This window comes from Streptomyces sp. NPDC040545, assembly GCF_055595065.1.
In genome coordinates this window covers 17,352-38,664 of the sequence record NZ_JBVIWA010000009.1, presented here as the reverse complement: position 1 = coordinate 38,664, position 21,313 = coordinate 17,352, and the positions used below count along the sequence as shown (strand labels likewise).

20 protein-coding genes and 2 pseudogenes are annotated in these 21,313 nt (G+C 74.3%); 10 read left to right on the top strand and 12 right to left on the bottom strand.

Going from position 1 to position 21,313, the window contains the following annotated elements:
• Positions 1 to 143: 143 nt before the first annotated feature.
• Together ACZ573_RS18845 and ACZ573_RS18840 are read left to right on the top strand one after the other, a co-directional pair.
• The gene (locus tag ACZ573_RS18845; protein WP_471305217.1) at positions 144 to 4,949 is read left to right on the top strand and encodes a hypothetical protein; all 4,806 of its coding nucleotides are present in this window, start codon (positions 144 to 146) and stop codon (positions 4,947 to 4,949) included.
• Between the two features lie 13 nt (positions 4,950 to 4,962).
• Positions 4,963 to 5,187: pseudogene (locus ACZ573_RS18840) on the top strand (SAM-dependent methyltransferase); the annotation flags it as partial.
• A gap of 104 nt (positions 5,188 to 5,291) precedes the next feature.
• Here the strand turns inward: ACZ573_RS18840 and ACZ573_RS18835 are convergent.
• Positions 5,292 to 5,705, bottom strand: coding sequence for a nuclear transport factor 2 family protein (locus ACZ573_RS18835; protein WP_471305214.1), 414 nt, complete (start codon positions 5,703 to 5,705; stop codon positions 5,292 to 5,294).
• 86 nt (positions 5,706 to 5,791) lie between these two features.
• On the opposite strand from ACZ573_RS18835, the gene ACZ573_RS18830 reads away from it, so the two are divergent.
• Genes ACZ573_RS18830 through ACZ573_RS18820 form a run of 3 tightly spaced genes read left to right on the top strand, consistent with a single transcriptional unit; the run spans position 5,792 to position 7,415 of the window.
• Complete coding sequence (locus ACZ573_RS18830; RefSeq protein ID WP_471305213.1) at positions 5,792 to 6,358, top strand: PadR family transcriptional regulator; 567 nt, start codon at positions 5,792 to 5,794, stop codon at positions 6,356 to 6,358.
• Positions 6,345 to 7,127, top strand: a complete 783-nt coding sequence (locus ACZ573_RS18825; protein ID WP_471305211.1) for an SGNH/GDSL hydrolase family protein — start codon at positions 6,345 to 6,347, stop codon at positions 7,125 to 7,127. Before ACZ573_RS18830 ends, ACZ573_RS18825 begins: the two co-directional genes overlap by 14 nt.
• A 51-nt stretch (positions 7,128 to 7,178) precedes the next feature.
• Positions 7,179 to 7,415, top strand: a complete 237-nt coding sequence (locus ACZ573_RS18820) for a hypothetical protein (RefSeq protein WP_471305209.1) — start codon at positions 7,179 to 7,181, stop codon at positions 7,413 to 7,415.
• A gap of 369 nt (positions 7,416 to 7,784) precedes the next feature.
• Here the strand turns inward: ACZ573_RS18820 and ACZ573_RS18815 are convergent, their stop codons facing one another.
• From ACZ573_RS18815 to ACZ573_RS18780, 8 genes are all read right to left on the bottom strand, one after another.
• Positions 7,785 to 9,197 (bottom strand): sensor histidine kinase, encoded by a 1,413-nt coding sequence (locus tag ACZ573_RS18815; protein WP_471305206.1) that lies wholly within the window; start codon positions 9,195 to 9,197, stop codon positions 7,785 to 7,787.
• Positions 9,194 to 9,925, bottom strand: a complete 732-nt coding sequence (locus tag ACZ573_RS18810) for a response regulator transcription factor (protein ID WP_471305204.1) — start codon at positions 9,923 to 9,925, stop codon at positions 9,194 to 9,196. The genes ACZ573_RS18815 and ACZ573_RS18810 overlap by 4 nt, the downstream gene beginning before the upstream one ends.
• Positions 9,926 to 9,958: 33 nt before the next feature.
• Complete coding sequence (locus tag ACZ573_RS18805) at positions 9,959 to 10,540, bottom strand: hypothetical protein (protein ID WP_471305202.1); 582 nt, start codon at positions 10,538 to 10,540, stop codon at positions 9,959 to 9,961.
• Between the two features lie 74 nt (positions 10,541 to 10,614).
• Positions 10,615 to 11,388 carry a cytochrome c biogenesis CcdA family protein gene (locus ACZ573_RS18800; protein WP_471305198.1) on the bottom strand — a complete coding sequence of 258 codons (774 nt, stop codon included), beginning with the start codon at positions 11,386 to 11,388 and terminating at the stop codon, positions 10,615 to 10,617.
• A complete protein-coding gene (locus ACZ573_RS18795) occupies positions 11,385 to 12,002 on the bottom strand; it encodes a TlpA disulfide reductase family protein (protein WP_471305195.1) in 618 nt (205 codons plus the stop codon). Before ACZ573_RS18795 ends, ACZ573_RS18800 begins: the two co-directional genes overlap by 4 nt.
• Before the next feature lie 26 nt (positions 12,003 to 12,028).
• Complete coding sequence (locus ACZ573_RS18790) at positions 12,029 to 12,793, bottom strand: thioredoxin family protein (RefSeq protein ID WP_471305193.1); 765 nt, start codon at positions 12,791 to 12,793, stop codon at positions 12,029 to 12,031.
• Positions 12,794 to 13,163: 370 nt separating this feature from the next.
• Positions 13,164 to 13,730 (bottom strand): hypothetical protein, encoded by a 567-nt coding sequence (locus tag ACZ573_RS18785; protein ID WP_471305191.1) that lies wholly within the window; start codon positions 13,728 to 13,730, stop codon positions 13,164 to 13,166.
• Positions 13,731 to 13,918: 188 nt separating this feature from the next.
• Positions 13,919 to 14,806: a CAP domain-containing protein gene (locus tag ACZ573_RS18780; RefSeq protein WP_471305188.1), complete on the bottom strand. Its 888-nt coding sequence runs from the start codon at positions 14,804 to 14,806 to the stop codon at positions 13,919 to 13,921.
• Between the two features lie 289 nt (positions 14,807 to 15,095).
• On the opposite strand from ACZ573_RS18780, the gene ACZ573_RS18775 reads away from it, so the two are divergent.
• Positions 15,096 to 15,806 (top strand): hypothetical protein, encoded by a 711-nt coding sequence (locus ACZ573_RS18775; protein ID WP_471305186.1) that lies wholly within the window; start codon positions 15,096 to 15,098, stop codon positions 15,804 to 15,806.
• Between the two features lie 112 nt (positions 15,807 to 15,918).
• Here the strand turns inward: ACZ573_RS18775 and ACZ573_RS18770 are convergent, their stop codons facing one another.
• Positions 15,919 to 16,398, bottom strand: coding sequence for a hypothetical protein (locus tag ACZ573_RS18770; RefSeq protein ID WP_471305182.1), 480 nt, complete (start codon positions 16,396 to 16,398; stop codon positions 15,919 to 15,921).
• A gap of 71 nt (positions 16,399 to 16,469) precedes the next feature.
• Here ACZ573_RS18770 and ACZ573_RS18765 point away from each other — a divergent pair, with 71 nt between their 5' ends.
• The 3 genes from ACZ573_RS18765 (at position 16,470) to ACZ573_RS18755 (ending at position 18,679) form a co-directional block, all read left to right on the top strand.
• Positions 16,470 to 17,327 (top strand): NADPH-dependent F420 reductase, encoded by an 858-nt coding sequence (locus ACZ573_RS18765; RefSeq protein ID WP_471305180.1) that lies wholly within the window; start codon positions 16,470 to 16,472, stop codon positions 17,325 to 17,327.
• A gap of 123 nt (positions 17,328 to 17,450) precedes the next feature.
• Positions 17,451 to 17,789: a PadR family transcriptional regulator gene (locus ACZ573_RS18760; RefSeq protein ID WP_471305178.1), complete on the top strand. Its 339-nt coding sequence runs from the start codon at positions 17,451 to 17,453 to the stop codon at positions 17,787 to 17,789.
• On the top strand, positions 17,786 to 18,679 hold the full coding sequence (locus tag ACZ573_RS18755; RefSeq protein ID WP_471305176.1) for a hypothetical protein: 894 nt from the start codon (positions 17,786 to 17,788) through the stop codon (positions 18,677 to 18,679). Before ACZ573_RS18760 ends, ACZ573_RS18755 begins: the two co-directional genes overlap by 4 nt.
• A gap of 10 nt (positions 18,680 to 18,689) precedes the next feature.
• Here the strand turns inward: ACZ573_RS18755 and ACZ573_RS18750 are convergent, their stop codons facing one another.
• Positions 18,690 to 19,490, bottom strand: coding sequence for a class I SAM-dependent methyltransferase (locus tag ACZ573_RS18750; RefSeq protein ID WP_471305174.1), 801 nt, complete (start codon positions 19,488 to 19,490; stop codon positions 18,690 to 18,692).
• A 381-nt stretch (positions 19,491 to 19,871) separates the two neighbouring features.
• Positions 19,872 to 20,711, bottom strand: coding sequence for a dienelactone hydrolase family protein (locus ACZ573_RS18745; protein WP_471305173.1), 840 nt, complete (start codon positions 20,709 to 20,711; stop codon positions 19,872 to 19,874).
• 278 nt (positions 20,712 to 20,989) lie between these two features.
• Here ACZ573_RS18745 and ACZ573_RS18740 point away from each other — a divergent pair.
• Positions 20,990 to 21,130: pseudogene (locus tag ACZ573_RS18740) on the top strand (hypothetical protein); the annotation flags it as partial.
• Positions 21,131 to 21,313: the final 183 nt, after the last annotated feature.

The following is a 21,313-nucleotide window of genomic DNA, read 5'->3' as shown; positions in this document are numbered from 1 at the left end:
TGCTCCTCGCTCGGGCCCGTGCGCGGGTCGGCACGCGCCGCCCGGCCGGGGTCACAGTCACGTGTACGGGACGGAAGCACTCTAGAGGAAGGCGGGGAGGCCGTGGCCCGGTGGTGTCAGTGGCCCGTGCGACGATGCGAAGCATGATCGTCTCGCTCGATGTCCTGGTGCCCTCCTCCCGTCCGCACGCCTCGACCACGTACGCCGACTGGGTCGCCGCCCACGACCCGGGTGCGGCCGGGACCGCGCGGGACCTGATCGAGGACATGTACACCGAGCTCGGCCGGTCCCGGGAGAAGCCCGGCCGGTTCGTCGACACGATGACGGCGCGGGCGCGGCGGCTGCCGCCGGCCCACCTGCCGTGGTTCTGGGACACGGTGGGCCATCGCCTGATCGGGTACGGGAGCCGCGCGGGCGGGCGGGCCTACGCGGCGGCGCGCGCGGCCGAGGCCGAGCACGGGCTGCCGGTGGATCCTGGCTACCACCGGGCCAACGCCCTGCTGTTCGCGGCGGGCGGAGCCATGCCGGCCAAGGAGTTCGGGGCCCATCAGCGCTTCCTCGCCGAGACGCTCGATCCGGCGGCGGCGCACACGGCCCTGGAGGCGTTCCTGACCGCGTGGGCGGGCTCGCGGGCGGACCTGCCGGCGGATCTGGTGCGCCGGGTACGGGCGTCGGCCAAGGCGGCCGGCCACGGGGACGGCGAGGCCGCGCGGATGGTGGGCGCGATCCTGTCGGTCACCCGCGGGAAAGCGGTGCCCGAGGCACTGCTGGCCGCCGCGGAGCCGGTCCTGACGGCCCATCCGCCGGCGGACGCCGTCATGGCGGGCCTGGTCGAGGTCTTTCCGGCCGGGGTCACCGACGGCGGGGCCTGGCTGCGTATGCTGATCGGCTGTGGGGCGACGGAGGCCATGGCGGCCGGGCGGGTCGTTCCGGAGGGCGGGCTGCCGCACTGGGTCGGACAGTTCGTCCGCATGTACCAGTACGCGCTGCAGTCCGGCGGCGGGGTGTCCCGGCAGCCGCTGCCGGCGGAATTCCTCGACCTGATCGGCCGGCTGGGGCCGCGGCTGCGGGCGGCGGGCACCCCGGTCGCGGTGCACACCACCCGCTACCACTACCAGGGCTTCGACGCGGACGTGCTGGACGCGTGTCTGGCGGCCGGCGCCGCGGTGGTCGACCCGGGCCCGGAGGTCCGGATGCGGTTCTGGGGCGAGCGGTCCCGGCGGGACCTCGTCGCGCTGGCCGCGGACCCGGTGTTCGGGCCCCGGCTGGAGGGGACGGTCCATGCCGGTCTGCTCCCCGACCACTGGGCCGCGCGCGGGCGCCGCGCCGGGTCCGCGGTGACGCTGCTGCCGGGCAACGAGGGCATCGCCCACGAGGTGGCCGGCCGGGTCGGCAAGCTCGTCGGCGCGGTCGGGGGCGGCGGCATGGCGGGGGCCGAGGAGGCCCTGGCCGAGCTGGAGACCCTGCTGGACCGGCCGACGGTGACGGCACTTGGCGGGATCGCGGACGCCCTCGCCGGGGCGGGCGCGGCGGGCACGCTGCGGCGTTCGCTGGCGGCCGGTCTGCCGGAGGAACTGGCCTGGCCGGCCCTCGAGTCGGTGTACGCGGGGTTCGCGGAGTCCGCGGGGTTCGCGGAGTCCGCGGAGTCCGCGGGGGCCGACGCGCCGGAGGGAGCGGCCGACGGAGCCCTGCCGGGCGTGGCCGGGGTGACCTGCACCTGGCCGGTGCTGACGGTCTTCGGGCGCGACCGGGCGGTGGCCGTCGCCCCGGACGGGGAGCGGGGCTCCTGCCGGTTCACGGTTCCCGAGGAGGCGACCCTGTTCGCCGTGCACTACGTGGGCGGCTCCTTCCTGGTCAGCTGGACCCTCAAGCCGAACCCCTACTCCTGCGACACCGCCGTCTGGGCCGACCGGCCCGAGGAGCCCTTCGAGCCCGCGGAGGCGGGCGGGCTCGTGCCGTTCGGCGGCAGCCTGGACGGGGCGTACGGCTTCCAGTTCGAGTCCGCCGACGGGGGCGGGCGCCACAGCGGCCTGCGCGTGCTGCGTCCGGGTGGCACCGAGGGCATCGACAGCGAGGAGCTGCTGCTCGGCGACGGCTCGCGGATCTGGAGCAACAGGATCTACGGGAAGCAGCCGTGGGAGGTGGTGGATCCGGTCACCGGAGAGCGGCGGGGGCCCGTACCGCTGCCGGACTTCCCCGGCCGCGCACCGAGTGCCGACCCCGCCGCGGAGCCGTCCGAGGTGGGGATGAGCCTGGCCTCGGAGGCGCTGCAGCTGGCGCCGCTGCCCGCCGGGCTGTCCGGCTCCCCGCTGGGCAGCCGGGACGGGCTGGTCGGGACCCGGGTGCTGTTCCGCACCCGGCACCGCGACCACGCGCCCGACCACTACCTGGTGGAGAGCGTGGACGGACGGACGGCGCGCTTCGACATCGACCGGCCGGGGCAGGAGCCGTGGGGGCTGTGGGCCGCGCCGGAGGGCGCGGTGGAGGACGTGGTCCTGGCCGAGGCGCAGACCCGTACGGGCGTGCGCGCGTACGCCGCCGACGGGGTCCTGCTGTGGGAGCTGGACGGGCACCGCTCGCCCAAGCACCCGCGGGTGCGGCCGGCCCGGCAGGCCACCGTGTCGTCGGGCGTGGCCCTGCCGCCCGCCTTCTGGTACCTGCTGCGCACGCGGGACGCGGCCGGGTCCCGGGCGCTGCGGAGTGTGGGCGGGGAGACGGCGCAGACGCTGCTGGCGGCCTCGCTCACCGGCGAGGAGGCGCTGCGCGCCGCCGTGGCCCGGGAGTTGCCGGAGGTCACCGACCCGGTACTGGTCGAGGCGGTCGTGAGGGTGGCCGGGCGGGCGGCCCGGGTGGAGGAGCGACGGCGGGCCCTGCACCGGCGCGTGTCCCTGCTCGCCGAGGCCCCGCCGGTCGTGCTGCGCCGGTCCGCGCGGGACACCGAGCTGCTGCCCGCGCTGTTCGGGCTGGTCTCGGGCGGGGAGGACGACGCGCGTCGGCGGACCCCGGACGTGGCCCTGCCGGCGACGCTGAGCGCGCTGGCCGCCGACGGCGCCTGCCTGGCCGGGACGATCGGGGAGGAGGTGCGGCGGCTCTCGCCGCCCGCGCCGCCGCACGACTGGTCGCAGCTGCTGGGCTCGATCGACGCCGTGGCGTGGCGGGCGGCGGTGGCACCGACCCCGGACGCGGACCGGGCCGCCCTGCTCGCGCTGCTCGACACCTGGGCCGACCAGCCGTTCGCCCGTGCGGGCAGCCGGTGGTGGGTGGGCCGGACGTCCGGCTCCACGGCCCTGGACGGGCTGCGGGCGGGCGGGACCGCCGTGGCGTCCGCCGCGCTGCGGGCCGGCGGGTCGGCGTACTGGTTCGTGGCGCCCGCCTCCGGGGATCCGGACGGCGACCCGGTACCGGCGGCCCTCGCGCAGGCCCGCCCGGTCCGGGTGCGGCGGGACGACGCCGCCCGGCTCCGGGCCCTGGTGGCGGCGGTCGAGGCGCACGGACCGGTCCCGCTGCCCGAGTCGGCGGCCGCACGCTTCGCGGAACTGACCGGTGTCCGGCGGGCCGTGGCCCGGCTCGTGGTGGCCGGTCTGGTCGGCCGGGCGCACCGGGACGAGGACCGCGCCCTGGCGTGCAAGGCCCCGTACCGGGCGAGCGTGATGACGGCCGGGGCGTACGAGGAACTGCGCGCGCGGCTCGGCGGCGCCGGACGGCGGGCCGTCCTGGCCGCGGCCCTGCCCGAGGACCCGGCCGAGCTGTGGCGGCCGGGCGGGGTCGACGCGGCCGTCGAGCGGATGGCCGGCGTGTGGCGGGAGCTGCTCGGGGCGCTGCCCGCCGTGCACGACGAGGCGGCGGACGCCCTGGAGGCCGACCTGGGACTCGGCGAGGTGTGGGCCCGGCGGCTGGCGGGCGGCTGGGAGGCCGCTGTGGACACGACCGTGAACGCGGCCGTGGAGGCGGCCGGGTGGGAGCTGGCGGCGACCCGGTACGGCATCGGGGTGGAGGTCCGGGCCCTGCCCCCGGCCGGCCCCGAACTGCCGTACCGCACCCCGGTGGGCCTCGACCTCCAGGGCATGGCGAGCGCGCTGGTGTGGGGCTGGACGGACCGGCCCGTCGGGGATATGGCGGTGGCCGGCGCGATGGACGTGTACGAGCGGCTGCGGGCCGAACTGGCGCGTCCGGAGCTGCTGCTGGCGCTGCCCGGCGGCCGGGTCCAGGACACCTCGGCGCGGATCGCGGAGCGGTTCGGGCCCGGGCTGCTGCCGGTGGCGATGGACGACCGCAAGGAGAAGGAGGAGGAGGGCGCGGTCCCGGTGACCGCGTACGACTCCGGCCCCCTGGTGGTGTGCGCGCCCGGCGGCGCCTCGTTCCTGCGGCCCGCGGCGGTCGCCGACCCCGAGGTGTGGCGGCGGGTGCGGGAGGTCACCGACCTCGCGGAGGAGCTGGACCGGGTGGCGCCGCTGGTGGCCGGTGGCGGGCTGGAGCGGATGATGCTGCGGGCCCGCTCCGGACCGGTGCCGGCCGGTGCGTACGAGGCGGATCCGCGGCAGTCCTGCCCTGAGCTGGTCACGCGGGTGACGGATGAGCTCGGCGTCGGGGCGGACGCGGCGGCGCTGTACCTCCAGTTGGCGGCGCTGGCCTCCCCCACCGACCGCAACGTACGGCGGTGGAACGGCTGGACCGCCAAGCGGCACAAGGAGGTCCAGGCGGAACTCCTCGCCACCGGCGCGGTCGTGGCGGCCAAGCGGGCGCGGGCGGGCCGGACCGTGTTCCTGCCCGGGGAATGGACCGAGCTGAAGGCCCCGAACCTGCCGCTGGAGACGGTGAAGCTGGCGACCCACCAGGTGCGCCCGCTGTGGAGCAACTCGGTCCGCGCCCCCTTCGGCCGGGTGCTGCCGACGGCGCCCCTGCACGAGATGTTCGCGCAGGCCTGGGAGCGGAGGTCCGCCGGTCGCTGAAAGATGTTCGGCTCCCGTGCACGCGCATGTCAGCACACGCGCGGAGCTGGACGGCTACGAGTGGTCCTGCCTGGGCTCGCTGGCCTCGTGGGCGCTCGACCACCCTGCCGATCCGGACGCCGCCGAGGTGCTGCGGACCGCCCACGCACGGCGTGCGGAATGGCTGCGGGGCTACCGGGACTGCTTCGGCTTCGTCACCCTGGTCCTGCGTCCGGTCTCCGGCCCGCACCTTCCGTAGCGACACCCCCCTGTGACGACGAGGGAGTACGGGCGACGACGGCCGTCCGCACTCCCGCACCGGCGTCCACGCGGCAGACGCCGGAAGCGGCGCTGCCCGGCCGCCTACGCGAGGCCGTCGGCGACCAGGCCGGCGAGGACCGCCTGCCCCAGGGCCTGCACGGCGGACTGCGGGCGGACCATCACGGTGAACTCCTTGATCCGGCCCGCCTCGTCGAAGTGGAGCAGGTCGATCCCGTGGATCTCCCGGCCGTCCACCGCGGCCCGGAAGAGCAGGACCTCCGCCGGGGCCTCCGCGCCGTCGGCGCTGGTCTCGGCCGCGCCCTCGAAGTCGCCGACGTAGCGGAAGTCCTCGAAGACCCGCAGCAGGACCCCGAAGAGCCCAAGGACCATGGGCCGGCCCTCGAAGGGCGTGAACTTCACCGGGCTGTAGAGCCGGACGTCCTCGGTGAACAGGTCCTCCAGCCCGGCGAGATCCCGCTTCTCCACGGCGGCGCGGAAGCGTTCGGCAGTCTCCATGACCCCTCCTCATACTCATGAATCTGACTAGTCACTTTCATGAGTATGATGCAGGGGTTGACGAGGAAGGGGAAGGGGCGATCGCGATGGCTTTGCGACATGCCGTACTGGCGGCGCTGCTGGACGGCGAGTTCAGCGGCTACGAGCTGGCGAAGTCCTTCGACATCGGCGTGGCGAACTTCTGGCACGCCCTGCCCCAGCAGCTGTACGCCGAGCTGGCCAAGCTGGAGAAGGAGGGGCTGGTCGAGGGCCGCGAGGTGGTCCAGGAGACCCGGCCCAACAAGCGCCTCTTCCAGGTCACCGAGGCCGGCCGCACCGAACTGGAGGAGTTCGCCGCGGCCCCGCTGAAGTCCTCCGTCATCCGTGACGACCTGCTGGTCAAGGTCCAGACCGCCGACCGGATCGGCATCGAACCGGTGATCGCGCAGCTCGAAGCGCGGGCGGTCGCCGCCGACGCCAAGATCGAGCTGCTCGGCAGGGTGCTGCGCAAGATGCGCGGCGATCTGGACGAGGAGGAGTTCCTGCTCCACGGCGAGCGGATCGGCGGGTACCTGACCGGTCTGCGCGGCCTCGCTTTCGAGCAGGGACACCGCGACTGGTGCCGCCGGAGCGCGGCGATCCTGAAGGAGAGGCTGGCCCGTGCCGAACGGTGAGTACCTGCGCTACGTCGCCCTGGGCGACAGTCAGACCGAAGGCCTCGGCGACGGGGACGACGCCGTGGGCCTGCGCGGCTTCGCCGACCGGTTCGCCGAACACCTCGCCGCCGTCAACCCGGGCCTCCAGTACGCCAACCTGGCCGTCCGGGGACGTCTCGCCGGGCAGGTCCGCGCCGAACAGCTGGGCCCCGCCCTGGCCCTGCGCCCCGACCTGGCCACCGTCGTCGCCGGGGTCAATGACATCCTCCGGCCCCGCTTCGACGCCGCGGAGGTCGCCGGGCACCTGGAGGAGATGTTCGCCGCGCTCACGGCCGCCGGGGCCCGCGTGGCGACGGTGACCTTCCCCGACCTCAGCGTGCTCGTGCCCCTCGCCCGACCCGTCGCACCGCGCATAGCCGACCTCAACGACCGCATCCGCGCCGCGGCCGCCCGCCACGGGGTCGCCGTGGCCGAGACCGCCCGGCCGGCCGCCGTGGCCGACCCGCGGATGTGGACCACGGACCGCCTCCACGCCAGCCCCGTCGGCCACGAGCGGATCGCCGCGGCCCTCGCCCACGCCGTCGGCCTGCCCGGCAGCGACGACACCTGGACGCACCCGCTGCCACCGCGGCCGGCCGCCCCGGGCGGCTCGTCCGTGGCGGCGGAACTCCGCTGGGCGGCCGCGTTCCTCGGCCCCTGGCTGGGCCGCCGCCTGCGCGGCCGCTCCTCCGGCGACGGCCGCACCGCGAAGCGCCCCGCACTGCTGCCGCCGGCCGCCGCCGACTAGGCTCAGCGCAAGGACAGGGCGGGGCTGTCGATCGTCGCGTCCGCGCTGGCGGTGGCCGACCCGAATCACGGCGACTGGATCCACACCACGGTCGTCGACGTGTTCAGCATCTTCTCCACGGACCTGGACGAGGCACTGCGGCTCTGCGAAGAGCTGGCGCAGGACGGCGACGAACGCGCGGCCCTGGGGGCCCGTCAGCTGCACGAGGCCCTGGCGGAGATCGATCCGGTCCTTCGCCCCGTGCAGGAGACGCGGCCCGGGCAGGGCGCTGCCGGTGGGGTGCCGTAGCGCCGGAGGCGTGATCTCCAGGCCGACAGGCCGGGCCGCGGTCCGCACTCCCTGCGGTGACTGCCCGGAGCAGGATCAGACATCGCCCCGGACCAGGGCGTGCACCCGCTTCCCCCGGTGAGTTCACCGGCAGGCGGTTCCAGAGGCGCATGGCCCGGTCCTGGCCGCGGCGTACAAGGCCTCGGCGTCATCCGGGTGCCAGGGGCGCAGCTCCCACCCACCGGGCAGCGCGAGTACGGGCCGTTCGGAGCGGGCCATACGGCCTGCGGGAACGACATGCGGTACCGCCGAGCTGAAGATCATCGCGGCATCCTGCCACGTCGCACGCGCCTCGTCCCCCTCACCGTCGGCCCGGCGGACCGTGCGCGGTCACGGCTTGCGCGGCCACCATCGCGCACGCCTGCGCGAGCCGCGCGGACCGCGCTCGGGCCGCAGGGGCGGTGCCAGGGCGAAGACCACGGTGATGTGCGCGCCTCCCCGCGGGCCGTGCGCGATGCGCATCGTGCCGCCGGTGACGGCCGCGGCCCTGCGGGCGATGTCCAGGCCGAGCCCGGAGGAGCCCGTGCTGCTCCCGCGGGAGAGGGCCCGGTCCGGTTCCGGGATGCCCGGTCCGGAGTCCTCCACCACCAGTTCCACGGCCTGGGCGGTACGGGCGACGCGGACCCCGAACGCGGTGCCGGGCGGGGTGTGGCTGAAGACGTTGCCGATGAGCGCGTCCACCACCGCGGCGATGTCGTCGTCGCTGAGGCTGACGGCCGTGGGCTCCTGGGTGAGGTCGAGGGAGCAGGGGCGGTTCTGCTGCTCCGCCAGGACCGCCCAGAAGGCGGTCCTTCGCCGCACGACATCGGCGGCCTCGCACCGGGGGCACTCGGACGACGGCCCCGTCCCGGTCGCCTGCCGGCCCGTACTCGTTTCCGCGCTGCGCATGCCGTGGCCCATCGGGCCCACAGCGAGCGGTGTCCGCGCCGCGGTGATGATGGCCTGGAGTTCCGACTCCAGCGCGTGCACCGCCGCCTCGACCCTCGCCGACTCCGGTGTGCCGGCCATCCGCTCCGATGCCAGGTGCAGGGCGGTCAGCGGGGTGCGCAGCCGGTGGGACAGGTCGGCGACCAGTTCGCGCTCGATGGCGAGCAGTTCCGTCATGCGGTGGGCCATGGCGTTGAAGGCGACGCCGGCGTCGCGCAGTTCCTTGGGGCCCATGGGCTCCACCCGGGTGTCCAGATTGCCCTGACCGAGGGTGTGCGAGGCCTGGGCGAGCTTCTTGGAGGACCGGACGACCTTGGCTCCGAGCCGGTCGGCGACCAGCACCGAGCCCCCGACCAGGCCGACCGCGAGCAGGAGCATGACCGCCCAGGAGGCCTTGACCCCACGGGTCAGTTCCTCGTCGGGGACGAAGTTCTCGATGACGGCGACCCGGTCGCCGGGGAGCACCACGGGCTGCAGGCAGATCCAACCGCCGGGGGTCTTCTGGGAGATGGCCTCGCGTCCCTGCTGGGCCCGTTCGAGCAGTTTCACGGGGGCCTGGGAGTCGCCGAGGCTCTGGGCGTCGGGGAGATGGATGACGAGGTGCTCGGCCTCGTCGAGTCCGGCGGCGGATTCCCGCAGCGCGGACGGATCCGTGGTGAGGGTGAGGACGGGTGCGAGGGCCGCGGCGCGCTGCTCGGCCGCGGTGACGCTCTGCTCCTTGACCAGTGACATCACCAGTGCGCCCAGGGGTATGAGGAAGGAGAGGGCGACCATGGACGTCACGGCGAGCGCGACTCCCGCCAGGGAGCGTCTCACCGGGGGGCCACCAGTTTGATGCCGACGCCGCGGACCGTCAGCAGGTAGCGCGGGGCCGCCGCGCGTTCGCCGAGCTTGCGGCGCAGCGACGACAGGTGCACGTCGACGGTCTGGTCGTCGACGTACGGCTCGCGCCAGACCTCGGTCAGCAGCCGGCGTTTGGAGACGACCTGGCCGGTGTGGTGGGCGAGGAAGGCCAGCAGGTCGAACTCCCGCCGGGTGAGGTGGAGCTCCCGGCCGGCCAGGTACGCGGTACGCGCCCCGGGGTCCACCGCCAGCTCGCCCACGGTGGTGGCGCCCAGCGGGTCGGCGGCCGGGGCCGGCCGTGCTCCCGGCCCGGTGTGGGGGGCGCCCGCGGGGGGCACGTGGCTGGTGCGCCGCAGGACGGCGGAGAGGCGGGCTATGAGCTGTCCTCCGGAGAAGGGCTTGACCAGGTAGTCGTCGGCGCCGGCGTTGAGGAGCTTGATGATTTCGGCCTCGTCGTCGCGGGCGGTGGCCACCAGGACGGGGACGGAGGATATGCCCCGGATCATGCGCAGTGCGTCTCCCCCGTCCAGATCGGGCAGGCCGAGGTCGAGGACGACGGCGTCGACGGGAGTCTGGGTGACCTCGCGCAGGGCGCCGAATCCGTCGCCCACGCTGCGTACGGCATACCCGTGCTCCGCCAGGACCTCGATGAGTGACTGGCGGATGCTGGGGTCGTCTTCCACGACCAGGACGCTGGGCATGGGCACACCTTAGGGGTTCGGTCCACGCACCTTTCAGCGGGAGTCGAACGTGGGGCCGCCGTCGGTGAGGCGCAGGTGTACGGGGTGGTCGGCGACCGGAATGGTGCAGCCCTCCTTCGCGCTGCAGCTCGCGTAGCCGAGCAGCACCGTCGCGTCGCCGTTGCCGTCGGCGCGGATGGGCAGGCTGGTGGTGACGGGGCCGTCCGGGTAGACGGGCATCGGGGCGTCGACGCCGGGCACGCTGATGTTCCGTACCCCGGCGGCGGCCGTCAGCTTCCCGTCGGCCTTGAGGACCCCGGTGACGTCCACCGCGGTCGGCCGCCCCACGCCTTCCACGCCGGTGAGCGGCAGTTCGGTGCTGTACAGGTGGAAGCCCTTCTTCTCGGGGGTGAAGACGGCGGTCAGCGTGCCCTTCGGCGCGTGCCAGTCGGCCACCGAGAGGGTGACGGTGACTCCGTTCTCGGTGAAGCTGGTGGTGGGCGGCGGCGCGGCGGCCGCGGCGCCGGCGGCGTCCTCGGCGGACCGGTCGCCGCAGGCCGTGAGCGCGGCCAGGGAGAGGAGGGCGGCCGCGGTCCGGGCCGTCCGGGTACGCCTCTTGGGCGGGAAAGCGTTCATCTGGGTATCCGTGCCTCTTGTGTGGGAAAACGAATCGTTTCTCGGGTGTTCGGGGCGGGCCCGCGGGGGACCGCTCACACGGCGGTGGTGAAGTCCGCGCTCCACAACTGCAGCCGGTACACGAGGTCGTTCCACACCCCGGTGGCCAGCAGGACGCCGACGAGCACGAGCATCCCGCCGCCGATCCGCAGGACCCAGGGGTAGTGGCGTTTGACCAGGCCGAAGGCGCCCAGGGCCCGCCGGAAGGCCAGCGCCGCCAGGACGAACGGCAGCCCCAGGCCCAGACAGTAGGCCGCCATCAGCAGCGCCCCGCGGGCCGCGCCGGCCTCGCTCCAGGCGAGCGCCTGTACGGCGGCCAGCGTCGGGCCGATGCAGGGGGTCCAGCCGACCGCGAACACCGCGCCCAGCACGGGGGCTCCGGCCAGCCCGAGGGCGGGACGCCGGTGGCTGCGGAACTCCCGTTGGGTGAATCCCGGCAGGAATCCCATGAAGGACAGCCCCATCAGCACGGTGAAGACACCGAGCACCTGGGTGACCACCTCCTGGTGGGCCAGCAGGGTGCGGCCGAAGTACCCGAACAGCGCGCCCCCGGAGACGAGGACCGCCGTGAAACCGAGGACGAAGAGCAGCGCGCCGGCCGCCATGCGGCTGCGGCGCCCGCCGCGGGCCTCCGCCAGGTCGGAGACCGACAGGCTGGTCACGTAGCTGAGGTAGCCCGGTACGAGCGGCAGCACGCACGGCGAGAGGAAGGAGACGAGTCCTGCGAGGAACGCCACCGGAGCGGCGACGGCCAGGGTCCCGTGGAGCAGGGAGGGGGTGTCCGCGGCGAGCGCCAGGCCCGCCGTCATGACGCCTCCTCCGTCACTCGGGCCAGCAGCGGGCTCAGTTCGTCCCCGGTGACCGCGCCGCCGATGCTGACGGCGATGCGTCCGCGGCGGTCGATCACGAGGGTCGAGGGGATCGCCTGCGGGTTGAGGAGAGCGGGGGGAAAGCGGAGCAGGAGCTCGCCGGTGGGGTCGTGGAGGCTGGGGAAGCCGAGGCCGTGCGCGCGTACGAAGGACCGGGCCGCGGCGCGGTCCGGGTCGCGGGTGTTGATCCCGAGGAACCGGACGCCTCGGTCCCGGGTCTGCCGGTCCAGCCGCGCCAGGTCGTCGGCCTCCGCCCGGCAGGGGCCGCACCAGGACCCCCAGACGTTGAGCACGACGACCTGCCCGCGGAAGCCGTCGAGGGCGACGGGATTCCCCTCGAGGTCGTCGCCCGCCAGCGCGGGCGCGGCGGGCCGGTCGGCGGGGTCGATGACCTTGGCCTCGGCCGCGGGGGCGACCACGGCCCTGACCGCGGTCGCCGGTCCGGCCGCGGCCTCGGCGCGGCTGCCGTCGGCGGCGACCGTGCCGACCGCGGCGAAGACACACCCGGCCGCGGCCGCCACGAGGGCGGCTCCGGCCAGGGTCGTGGTACGCAACTGGACCCGGCTCGGGTCCGCTGGTCTCACGAGGCCCACTTGCGCAGGAAGGCGTTGATCCCCTCCGCCGTGAGGGAGGGGTTGCCCGTGGCATGGGTGTCGGTGCGCACCTTGCCGGACGAGTTGACGACGATGAGTACGGGCATCGTGTAGGTGCCGCCCGAGGGGCTGTACTTGCGCAGGAGCGCGGAGTTGGCGGAGCTGTTGCCGCCGATGTCGATCTTGACCAGGTGGTACGAGGCTCCGAGGATCGCCGCCGTCTGCGGCTGGGCGAACACCTTGTCGGCGGCCTTGCAGTTGCCGCACCAGTTGGCCCCGAAGTCGAGCAGCACCATCCTCCCGTCGGCCTTGGCCGCGGCCAGTGCGGCGTCGATCTGCTTCTGCGCGTCGGCCGAGCTGTCGTAGCCGGGGCCGGGGACCCGGGCCGGGGCGGGCGCGGCGGACGTACGGGCCGGCTTGGGGGCGGCCGGACCGCTCTGGGTCCGGGAGGGGGTCGGCGAGGAGGAGGCCTGCGCGGTGGCGGACGCCGACGGCGAGGCCGAAGCGCTCGGGGAGGCCTCGGTGGACTCGGAGGCCGACGGCGTGGCGGCGGCGAGGACCTGCGTGGACGGTCCGGCGGTGGTGGGCGAGGCGGAGCCGGTGGTCTCGGAGGACGGCCCGCAGGCGGCGCACAGACCCGCCGCGACGACGGCCGCGGCGGCGAGCGGCAGCCGGACACCCAGGGGAGCGGCGGCGGAGCGGGGCCGCGCGGCGTGGCCGGCACGGACGGGTCGGAGTATGCGAGAAGTCATGGCGAAGACACCCCAAGGCGCGCTGAGAACTACGGGAAGGGCGAGAAGCCTCCCGACTCGGTGAAGCCGGCGGGCACCGCGGTTCGCCGGGGCGGTGTGCCCGGGCGCCGGAGGCCGGTCGGCTGACGTGAGCATAGGACCGCGGCGGGCCCTGCGAAGCGCCTGAGCGGGATCTTGAGGTTCCCCTAAGGAATAGCTCACCTTCCGCTTCACCGGGGCCCGTTCGACGAGGCCACAAGGGGAGGTGAATCCCGCGAAAGGGGTCAGGAGGGACCGAGCGGTGCGGATCGAGCGGTGCGGATCGGCCGAAGCGGTCACGCCGCTGCGGCCGGGCCGGTCGGCGGGGCCGGCCGACCGGCCCGGCAGGCTCTCAGAAGGACGTCTCGCGGACGCTGGCCTTGGCCATCGGGTCGATCGTCGCGGTGATGACCGACCGGTGGTCCGAGCCGCTGAACGTGACCGTCAGGGTGTCGTCGTCGGTCTGGGCCGTGCTGGCCTTGAAGCCGCGGCTCGGGACCGCGGAGATCAGACACACGCCGTGGCTCCCGTACCGCACCGTGACCTTGCCGCCCTGCGAGGGGACGGTGTGCAGGCCCGGTCCGCCGTTCCCGCAGTCGACGCCGGGTTTGGGGGCGGTGGTGCGGGCGGCCGGCGAGGGCTTCGCGGGCGGGGAGGAGGGAGCCGCGGGGGTCGGAGCCTCGGTCACGGTGGGCGAGGGGCTCGGGGAGGCGGAGGCGGTCGGGGAGGGCGGGCCCGGCGACGGGTCCTGCACCGCCGGCCACGCCGGCGGCGAGTCGAAGACCATGGGGGCGGACCGGGCCACCGGAGGCGTATGGCGGGTGGAGCCGACCACGAACTGGACCGTGGCGAGCACGACCGTCACGCTGGTGGCCGTGCACGACAGCCATATGAACAGGTAGCGCGGAAATCGAGGCACGGCCCCATAGTGGCCGACGGGCCGGGCGGGGCGTCACCGGCTCCCCCGCATCGGCGCGACGGAACGCCGCCGCCCGGCGGTGCCGTGGGCACACGCACGGACGTCCTGCGACCCGTGTCCGGGTCGCAGGACGTGTGCGCCCCGGCAGCCGGTGGGAGGTGGCCGGTGTGCGGGGCGGGGGAGAGTTCCTACTTGGACGTTCCGAAGTCCTGTGTCCACCACGGGCCGCCGTCGCCCTTGTGGACGCCGATGCCGATCTCCTTGAAGGAGCAGTTGAGGATGTTGGCCCGGTGGCCGGAGCTGTTCATCCACGACTTCATGACCGCGTCGGCGTCCGACTGGCCGCGGGCTATGTTCTCGCCGAGGCGGGACCACCCGTAGCCGGCGGCCTCCACGCGGCTGGTCATGGTGGAGCCGTCGGGTCCGGTGTGGGACATGACGCCGCTGCGGGCCATGGTGTCGCTGTACGCGCGGGCCGCGGCGCTCAGCTTGGCGTTCACGGTCAGGGGGCCGCAGCCGGCCGTGGCCCGCTCCTTGTTGACGAGGGCGAGGACCGCGGATTCGGAGCCGCCGGAGGAGCTCCCGGAACCGCCGGACGAACCGCCGGAGGAACCGCCTGACGAGCCCCCGGAACCGCCGGACCCGCCGGACGTACCGGAGCCGCCGCCGGTGCTCCCGCCGGACGTACGCGCGGGCTTGCCGGCCGGGGTGGACTTGGCAGGAGCGTCCTCCTCCGCCGCGGGCTTGGCCGGAGCCGCGGACTCCGTGCCTTCGGGCGCCGGCGTCCCGGGCGGCAGCGAGCCCGTGGCGGCCGCGGCATCGGCGGTGACCTCGGGAAGCGGAGCGGTGGGGCTCGCAGCCGCGGCCGTGTCCGCCGGGGTCGGCGTCCCGGACTTCGCCCCGGTGGCGCCGTCGGCCCGCTGGTCCACCTGCGTACCGCCGCCGGAATCGGCAACGGCGACGCCGACCGCCACCGCCGCGGCGGCCGCGGTGAGGGACAGGACGATGCGCGTGCGCATCGCCTTCTTCCGACGCGCCTCGACGCGGGACGGCGTTGCGGGAGTTCGGCTGCTCATGCCTGTAGCACCTCACAGAGGGAAAGGGGGGTGGGGTGCGACCGAGCCTAGGGTTGCGATCAGTGAAATCCGCGCGCTGGAGGGGTTCTTCAAGTTCCCTTAAGGAAGCCCGCAGGGTCGGTTCAGGGGACGAGCCGGGTCATCCCCGGCCATTGGGTCGATACGGACCCACCGAAGCCCACCGAAGCCCACCGAAGCCCACCGAAGCCCCTGCGAACGCCGGCGCACCCTCACTGCACATGGGCGTGTGATCATGTCCGTCGACAGACCCGCACCTCATGGGGGGACCATGCGCACCCGCACCACCACCGCCACGACCGGTCTCGTGACCGCGCTCGCCGCGCTGCTCGTCCTCGCCGGCTGTACCGCGCCGGGAGACAGCCGGCCCGCGGCGTCGAGCTCCGTGGCCTCCGTGCCCGCGCAGAGCGGTGGCGGGTCCGGCTTCGAGGGACCCCGGCCGCAGGACCAGAACCTGCTTGCGTGGACCGGGGATCCCAATGACGCGGGGCACGTCACCGCCCAGACGTCGGCCGGGGTCGGCGGTCGGGTCACCCTGGTACGGATCGTCCTGCGCGAGCAGATCACCTGGTCGAACGTCTGGCTGGGCCTGGCCGGCATCGACCCGAACGCCCAGCTCGCCAACTGCTATCTCGGCGTGTACGACGCCAAGGGCGCCCTCGTCGGGGCGACCCCGGACATCTCTCCCCAGCTGATGACCGACGCGATCGCCAAGCCGTTCGCCCTCGGCAAGCCCTTCACCGCTGCTCCCGGGACCTACTTCATCGCGCTGCTGCTCAACGGCACTTGGGCGACCAACGGCCTCACCCTGAAGTCCACCGGCGCCGGCATCTCGGTCAACGCGGGTCTGGCACCGCCGAACCTCCGGTACAGCACCCTGCTCACCGGTCAGACCTCGCTGCCGCCCACGGTGAACCTCGCCGAGCAGTCCACGAGCACCATCAACACCGGCTGGGCGAGCCAGTGGTACGCGATCTCCTGACCGGCGGGCTGCCCCCGCTCACGCCCGGGTCCCCGGCTGCGGAAGGCCCCGCAGCCGCTCGGCACGGTTGCCGTGATGCCGCGCGGGGGTGCAGGACCAGCCGCGGGGTCGGTCAGTCCCGGATGGAGACGATCTTGCGGGTGGCCAGGTCGGCCTGGACGTAGACCTGCGTCGTGTCGCCGCCCCAGGTCAGCGTGACAGTGGCGTTCGTCCGTCCCGTTCCGCTGCCGGTGGAGGTGACCTTCCACTTGAGCGGCACGTTCTGCGCGCGGAGCACGCCGTCCGCGTGGTTCGCCTCCTCCCACCTCCTCAACTCCGCCTGGAGCGGCTCCGCGAGGTAGAAGGCGCGCAGGCGGTCCGCGGTGGGCCCGTCGCCGTCGTACACCGCGTCGATGTAGGAGCCGTAGAAGTCGGCGATCCGGGTGAAGGCCCCCTCGGGGCTGCCCGAGACGGACGGGGCCGGGGCGGCGGCCCGCGCCGGCTCCCCCGTCGCCGGTCCGTTCGCGGAGGCGCCGGTGACGAGGGCGAGGGTGAGCACGGCGGTGGCCGCGAGGGTGAGGGAGGCGGTTCGGCCGGCCGAGAGCTTGGACATCTGCTGAGCCTTTCCTCGTGCTGAGTGGCTGCACCGACCGACGCGGTCCGGGTCCCCTCCGGTTTCGCGGAATGCGAGAAATGGCCGAAAAGTCACGCCTCCGGCCGTACCGTGCCCGTCAGGGGCCCGGCCGCGCGCCGAACGGCCTCGTACGGCGGCGCGATCGCATCGCTCAACCGGGCGAAGATCGCCGCAGGGCGGAATGCCGCACCCGGGGCGGGGGTTGGTGCGGACGCGACACTGATCCCGGATGCACTGGAGAGCTCATGAAGATCGGCATCATCGGCGCGGGCAACATCGGCGGCAACCTCACCCGTCGGCTCACGGCCCTCGGCCACGACGTCTCCGTGGCGAACTCGCGCGGCCCCGAGACCCTGGCCGCGCTGGCCGAGGAGACCGGCGCCACCCCCGTCACCGTGGCGCAGGCGGCGCGCGGCGCCGAGATCGTCGTGGTCACGATCCCCTTCAACAAGGTGCCGGACCTGCCGGCGGGCCTCTTCGACGAGGCCGCCGAGGGCTTCGCGGTCATCGACACCGGCAACTACTACCCGCGCCAGCGCGACGGCCGGATCGCGGGCGTCGAGGACGAGGGGCTCACCGAGAGCCGGTGGACCGAGCGGCACCTCGGACACCCCGTCATCAAGGCCTTCAACGGCACCTACGCCCAGGACATCCTCGACCGGCACCGCCCGGCGGGCGCCCCGGACCGGATGGCCCTGCCCGTCGCGGGCGACGACGCCGCGGCGAAGAAGACCGTACGCGCCCTGATCGAGGAGCTCGGCTTCGACACGGTCGACGCGGGCGGCCTCGACGACTCCTGGCGCCAGCAGCCCGACACCCCCGTCTACGGCCTGCGGGAAGGCGTCGACGCGGTCACCAAGGCCCTCTCCGAGGCCTCGCCGACCCGCACGGAGGCCTTCCGCGGCTGACCGCCACCGCGGGCCCCGGTCCCGGGGGTCGCTCTCCGCCGAGCCACGGCGGGGAGCGACCCCCGGAGACCGGCGCGCGCCCTACTGGGCGGCATATGCCGGTGGATGACCTACCATGCAGGCATGAGTGATCGTGCGATGCAGGAACCGACCCTCCTCCTCCTGACCGCGCTCGCGGACGAGCCCCGCCACGGTTACGCGATCGCGCGCGAGGTGGAGCTGATCTCGGGCGGACGCGTCAAGATGCGGACCGGCACCCTGTACGGGGCCCTGGAGCGGCTGCTGGGTCAGGGACTGATCGAGGTCCACGAAGAGCAGATCGTCGACAGCCGGCTGCGCCGCACCTACAGCCTCACCGCCGAAGGGCGCCGGAGCCTGGCCGCCGAGGCGCAGCGGATCGCCGCCACCGCACGCGAGGCGACGCGCCGCCTGGGCGTCTCCGGCGAGACGGCCACGGCGTGAACCGCCGTCTGCTGCGCCTGTACCCGGCCGGCTTCCGCCGGGCCTTCGGCGACGAAATAGCCGAGGCCTACCGGGAGGCGACCGAGGACGCAGGGCCGCTCACCCGGCTCCGGGAAGCCGGGGACATCGTGGCGCACGCGCTGCGGCTTCGCCTGGGGGTGGGTTCGGCGCAGCGCGGCGGGCGTCTCCTCGCCGCGGCGGCGCCCTTCGCGCTGGCCGCCACCGGCGCGCATGCCGCTTTCCTGCTCGCCTCGGCCCTCAACCGCGCGTACGTCACCGGTCGCCCCGACTTCGGGACTCCGCTCGGGTATGCGATGAACGCCTTCTGCCTGCTGACCTTCATCGGCGCCGTGGTGGCGCTGAGCGGGCGCTTCGCCGCCGGTGCGCGGGCCGCGTTCGCCGGCGTCGCGGGAAGCACGGTGTGTTTCGTCATCGCCGTGCTGCCGGGCGCCCTGGAGATGCCGCTCGAGCACCTGGCCTACCTGGTCCCGCCGTTGGCGATCGCCGCGCTCCCGCTGCTCTGCCCTGCGGACCTGCATCCGCCGTGCCGGATCAGGACCACGACGGGGCTGGTGGCGCTGCTGCTCTGGGCGCCGCTGTCCGTGGTGCTCCTCGCTCTGCTCGACGCGGGCGGGATCGGCATGATCGTGCTGTGGCGCTTCGCGGCGACCGTGGCGGCCGCCCTGGCCCTGTCGGGCCGTCCGGCCCTGTCGGGGATCCGCACGCCGGGCCAGTTCGCCCTGGCCGCGGCGCCGTTCCTGGTCCTGGGCCACTTCGCGGGGGTGGTGGGCGAGGACACCGCGCTGCCGTGCCTGGTCCTGCTCGCGTCCACGGGCCTGGCCGTGCGCCGGTGGCGCCGCAGGCACACGGATACGGCCGGCCACGCCTGAGCCGACGGGGTCAGACCTCGGCGTCGACGCCGGATCCGGCGACGCTGACGCGGATCTTGGACTGGCCGTGGCCGAGTTCCTCCCAGTCCTCCATGAAGCGTGCGGACAGCCCGTGGCCGGCGGCGAGGTCGACGAGGGTCTGGGTGCGGTAGTAGAAGTCCTCGCGCAGCACCTGGTGTTCGGTGCCGGTGGTGCGGTCGAAGGTGAAGTCGAAATGGCCCCCGGGCGCCAGGACCCGGCCCACGTGGGCGAAGCACTCGTCGATGACGTCGATCGGCGAGTGCGAGAAGACGCTGTGGGCGTGGACGACGTCGAAGTAGCCGTCGGGAAGGAAGTCCAGCGTCAGGTTCCGGGTGAGGGTCAGGTGCGGGACCTTGGCCTGGAGCCCCCGCTCGGTCAGTGTCCGCTTCGCGGCGATGAGGATGTCGGGCGAGATGTCGATGCCGTAGTAGTGGCCCGCGTCGAGGTAGTCGATGAACCGCCAGCCGGCGCGGAGGTTGCCGCAGCCGATGTCCAGCATGCGCGCCCCGGGCTTCAGTCCGTGCGCGAGGAGGTAGTCGAACTGCATCTGCCCGAGCGCGAGCCAGCGTTCGTGGGTCTGGCTGCCGACCGCGGCCTCGGGGTTGCGGCGGGTGTCCGAGGCCATCACGGCCCGGTAGTAGCTGACGTGGTCGGGGTGCCTGAAAGCCAGCCAGCGGTCGCGGGCGGCCCGCTTCAGGTACGGGGCGATGCGGTGCGGACGGCTCGCGGCGTAGCGGACCTTGTGGACGAGGGATTCCCGGTTCGCGGTGAGGTTCTTCCTGGTGGCCATGAGCACTCCGTCTCCATCGCAACGTGAATCCCCGGCGGCAGACAGGAGCGGCTGCCGCCGGGAAGGATCTTCAGACCCCACCATACGTCGGTGACCGACATATATAAACCACTGGACCGACCTGGGAAGCGGAAGGCACGGCACGGCGCACGTACGGACAGTTCAGAAACGTGGATATTTGCGGCGATATCACCCAGATTGCCACTCGGTAGGCCACCGGTCCACGCAACGCGCCCAGGGGCGTGACGCCTCGTCAGTCACGCCCCTGGCAGCACGAAGAGACGAGGTGTCCCGCTTCACCGGTCCCGACCGGCTCGTCGAAGTGGAGATCGACGCCGTCATCACCCGGGAGGAGAGCTGGAGCGGCGCGGCGCGGGGCGGTCACACGGCAGGAGCGGGCCGTTCCCCGAGCAGCCGGGCGCGGAACAGGTCGAGGACGGTGTCGAGGGCCTGCCGGGTGGGCTGTCCCGGTTCGTCGATGAGGTGTTCCGTCAGGACCGAGTGCGGCGCGAGGGCGCTCTGCGGGTTGGCCGCGCTCGCGTCCAGCTCGACGGCGACGAAGGCGTCACCCAGTTCCCGCCGGAGGTGGGCGAACCGGTCGCCGGGGACAAGGCGGTCGCCCCGGAAGCGCAGCCCGAGCACCTGGAGCCCCTCGCGCTCGCAGCGACCGCGGACGACCGCGAGGTCCTCGGGGCTGATGTCGATGGCGCCCGCGCGGCTCGCGGTGCAGGCCAGCGGGAGCGACGGCTGGGAGAGCACCGGGGCGACGAGGCGCTCGTCCGTGGCCATCGCCAGCGCGAATCCGCCGGTCAGGCACATCCCGACAGCGCCTACCCCGGGGCCGCCGCAGCGCTCGTGTTCGGCGGCGGCCAGTGCGCGCAGCCACCGTACGACGCGCGAACTGCGCCCCGTGGCCAGCAGCGTGAACTCGCGGCTCACGCACACCCGCCACAGCGACGAGGCCATGTAGCGGGCGGCGCTCGACCGGCCGACCGCGCCGAAATCCGCGTCACGGCCGGGTTCGCCGAAGAGCACCGGGAGTACGGCCGTACAGCCGGCCGCCGCGACGTGCTCGGCGAACTCGATGACCTTGGGCGTGATGCCCGGGATCTCCGCCATGACGATCACCGCGGGGCCCGTGCCCCGGCGCAGGATCCGGCGGGTGGCACCGTCATGGGTGAACGTGCTCTTCTCGAACCCGCTCAGATCGTGGTCTGCCACGCGCCCCGCTCCTTCCGACAGCCCTCTCCTGCACGACATCAAGTTACCGAGAGGTAGAGCCTTGTGGTCAAGCGAACGGCACACGTTTCGGTGCAGCCGCCCGGGGTGGGGTGAGCGGCACGGCGGCCCTGCGCTCCCCGCTCACCCGGACGGCGGACCGCGCCGGGCGTGCGGAATGCGGCCGGGCGGAGGCCGGGACGGAGCGGCGGCGCCCCGGCGTGGGCCCTCCGCCCGGTCCGGTCGGCGCCGGTCAGGTACCGCCCGAGGAGGCCCACCCGATGGAGAACGGCCCCGGACACGACGCCTCCGGATCGATCGGCGCCGCTCACCGCGCGGCGCGCGGCGGTGCCGCCTACGCCGACCGCGCCGGCTTCGCCCTGTACCGCGCCCACCGCGGGGACCGTCCGGTCACGGGCGTCCTCTACACCCACAGCCACGCCGACCATTCGGGGGCGTCAAGGGCGTCACCACCCAGGCCGAGGCGGACGCGGGCCGGGTCCCGGTCCTGGCGCCCGAGGGCTTCCTCGGACACGCGGTCAGCGAGACGCGACCCGTCCCCGACCCGGACTTCGCCGTCGTCACCCCCTGACGCACGGGGGGCG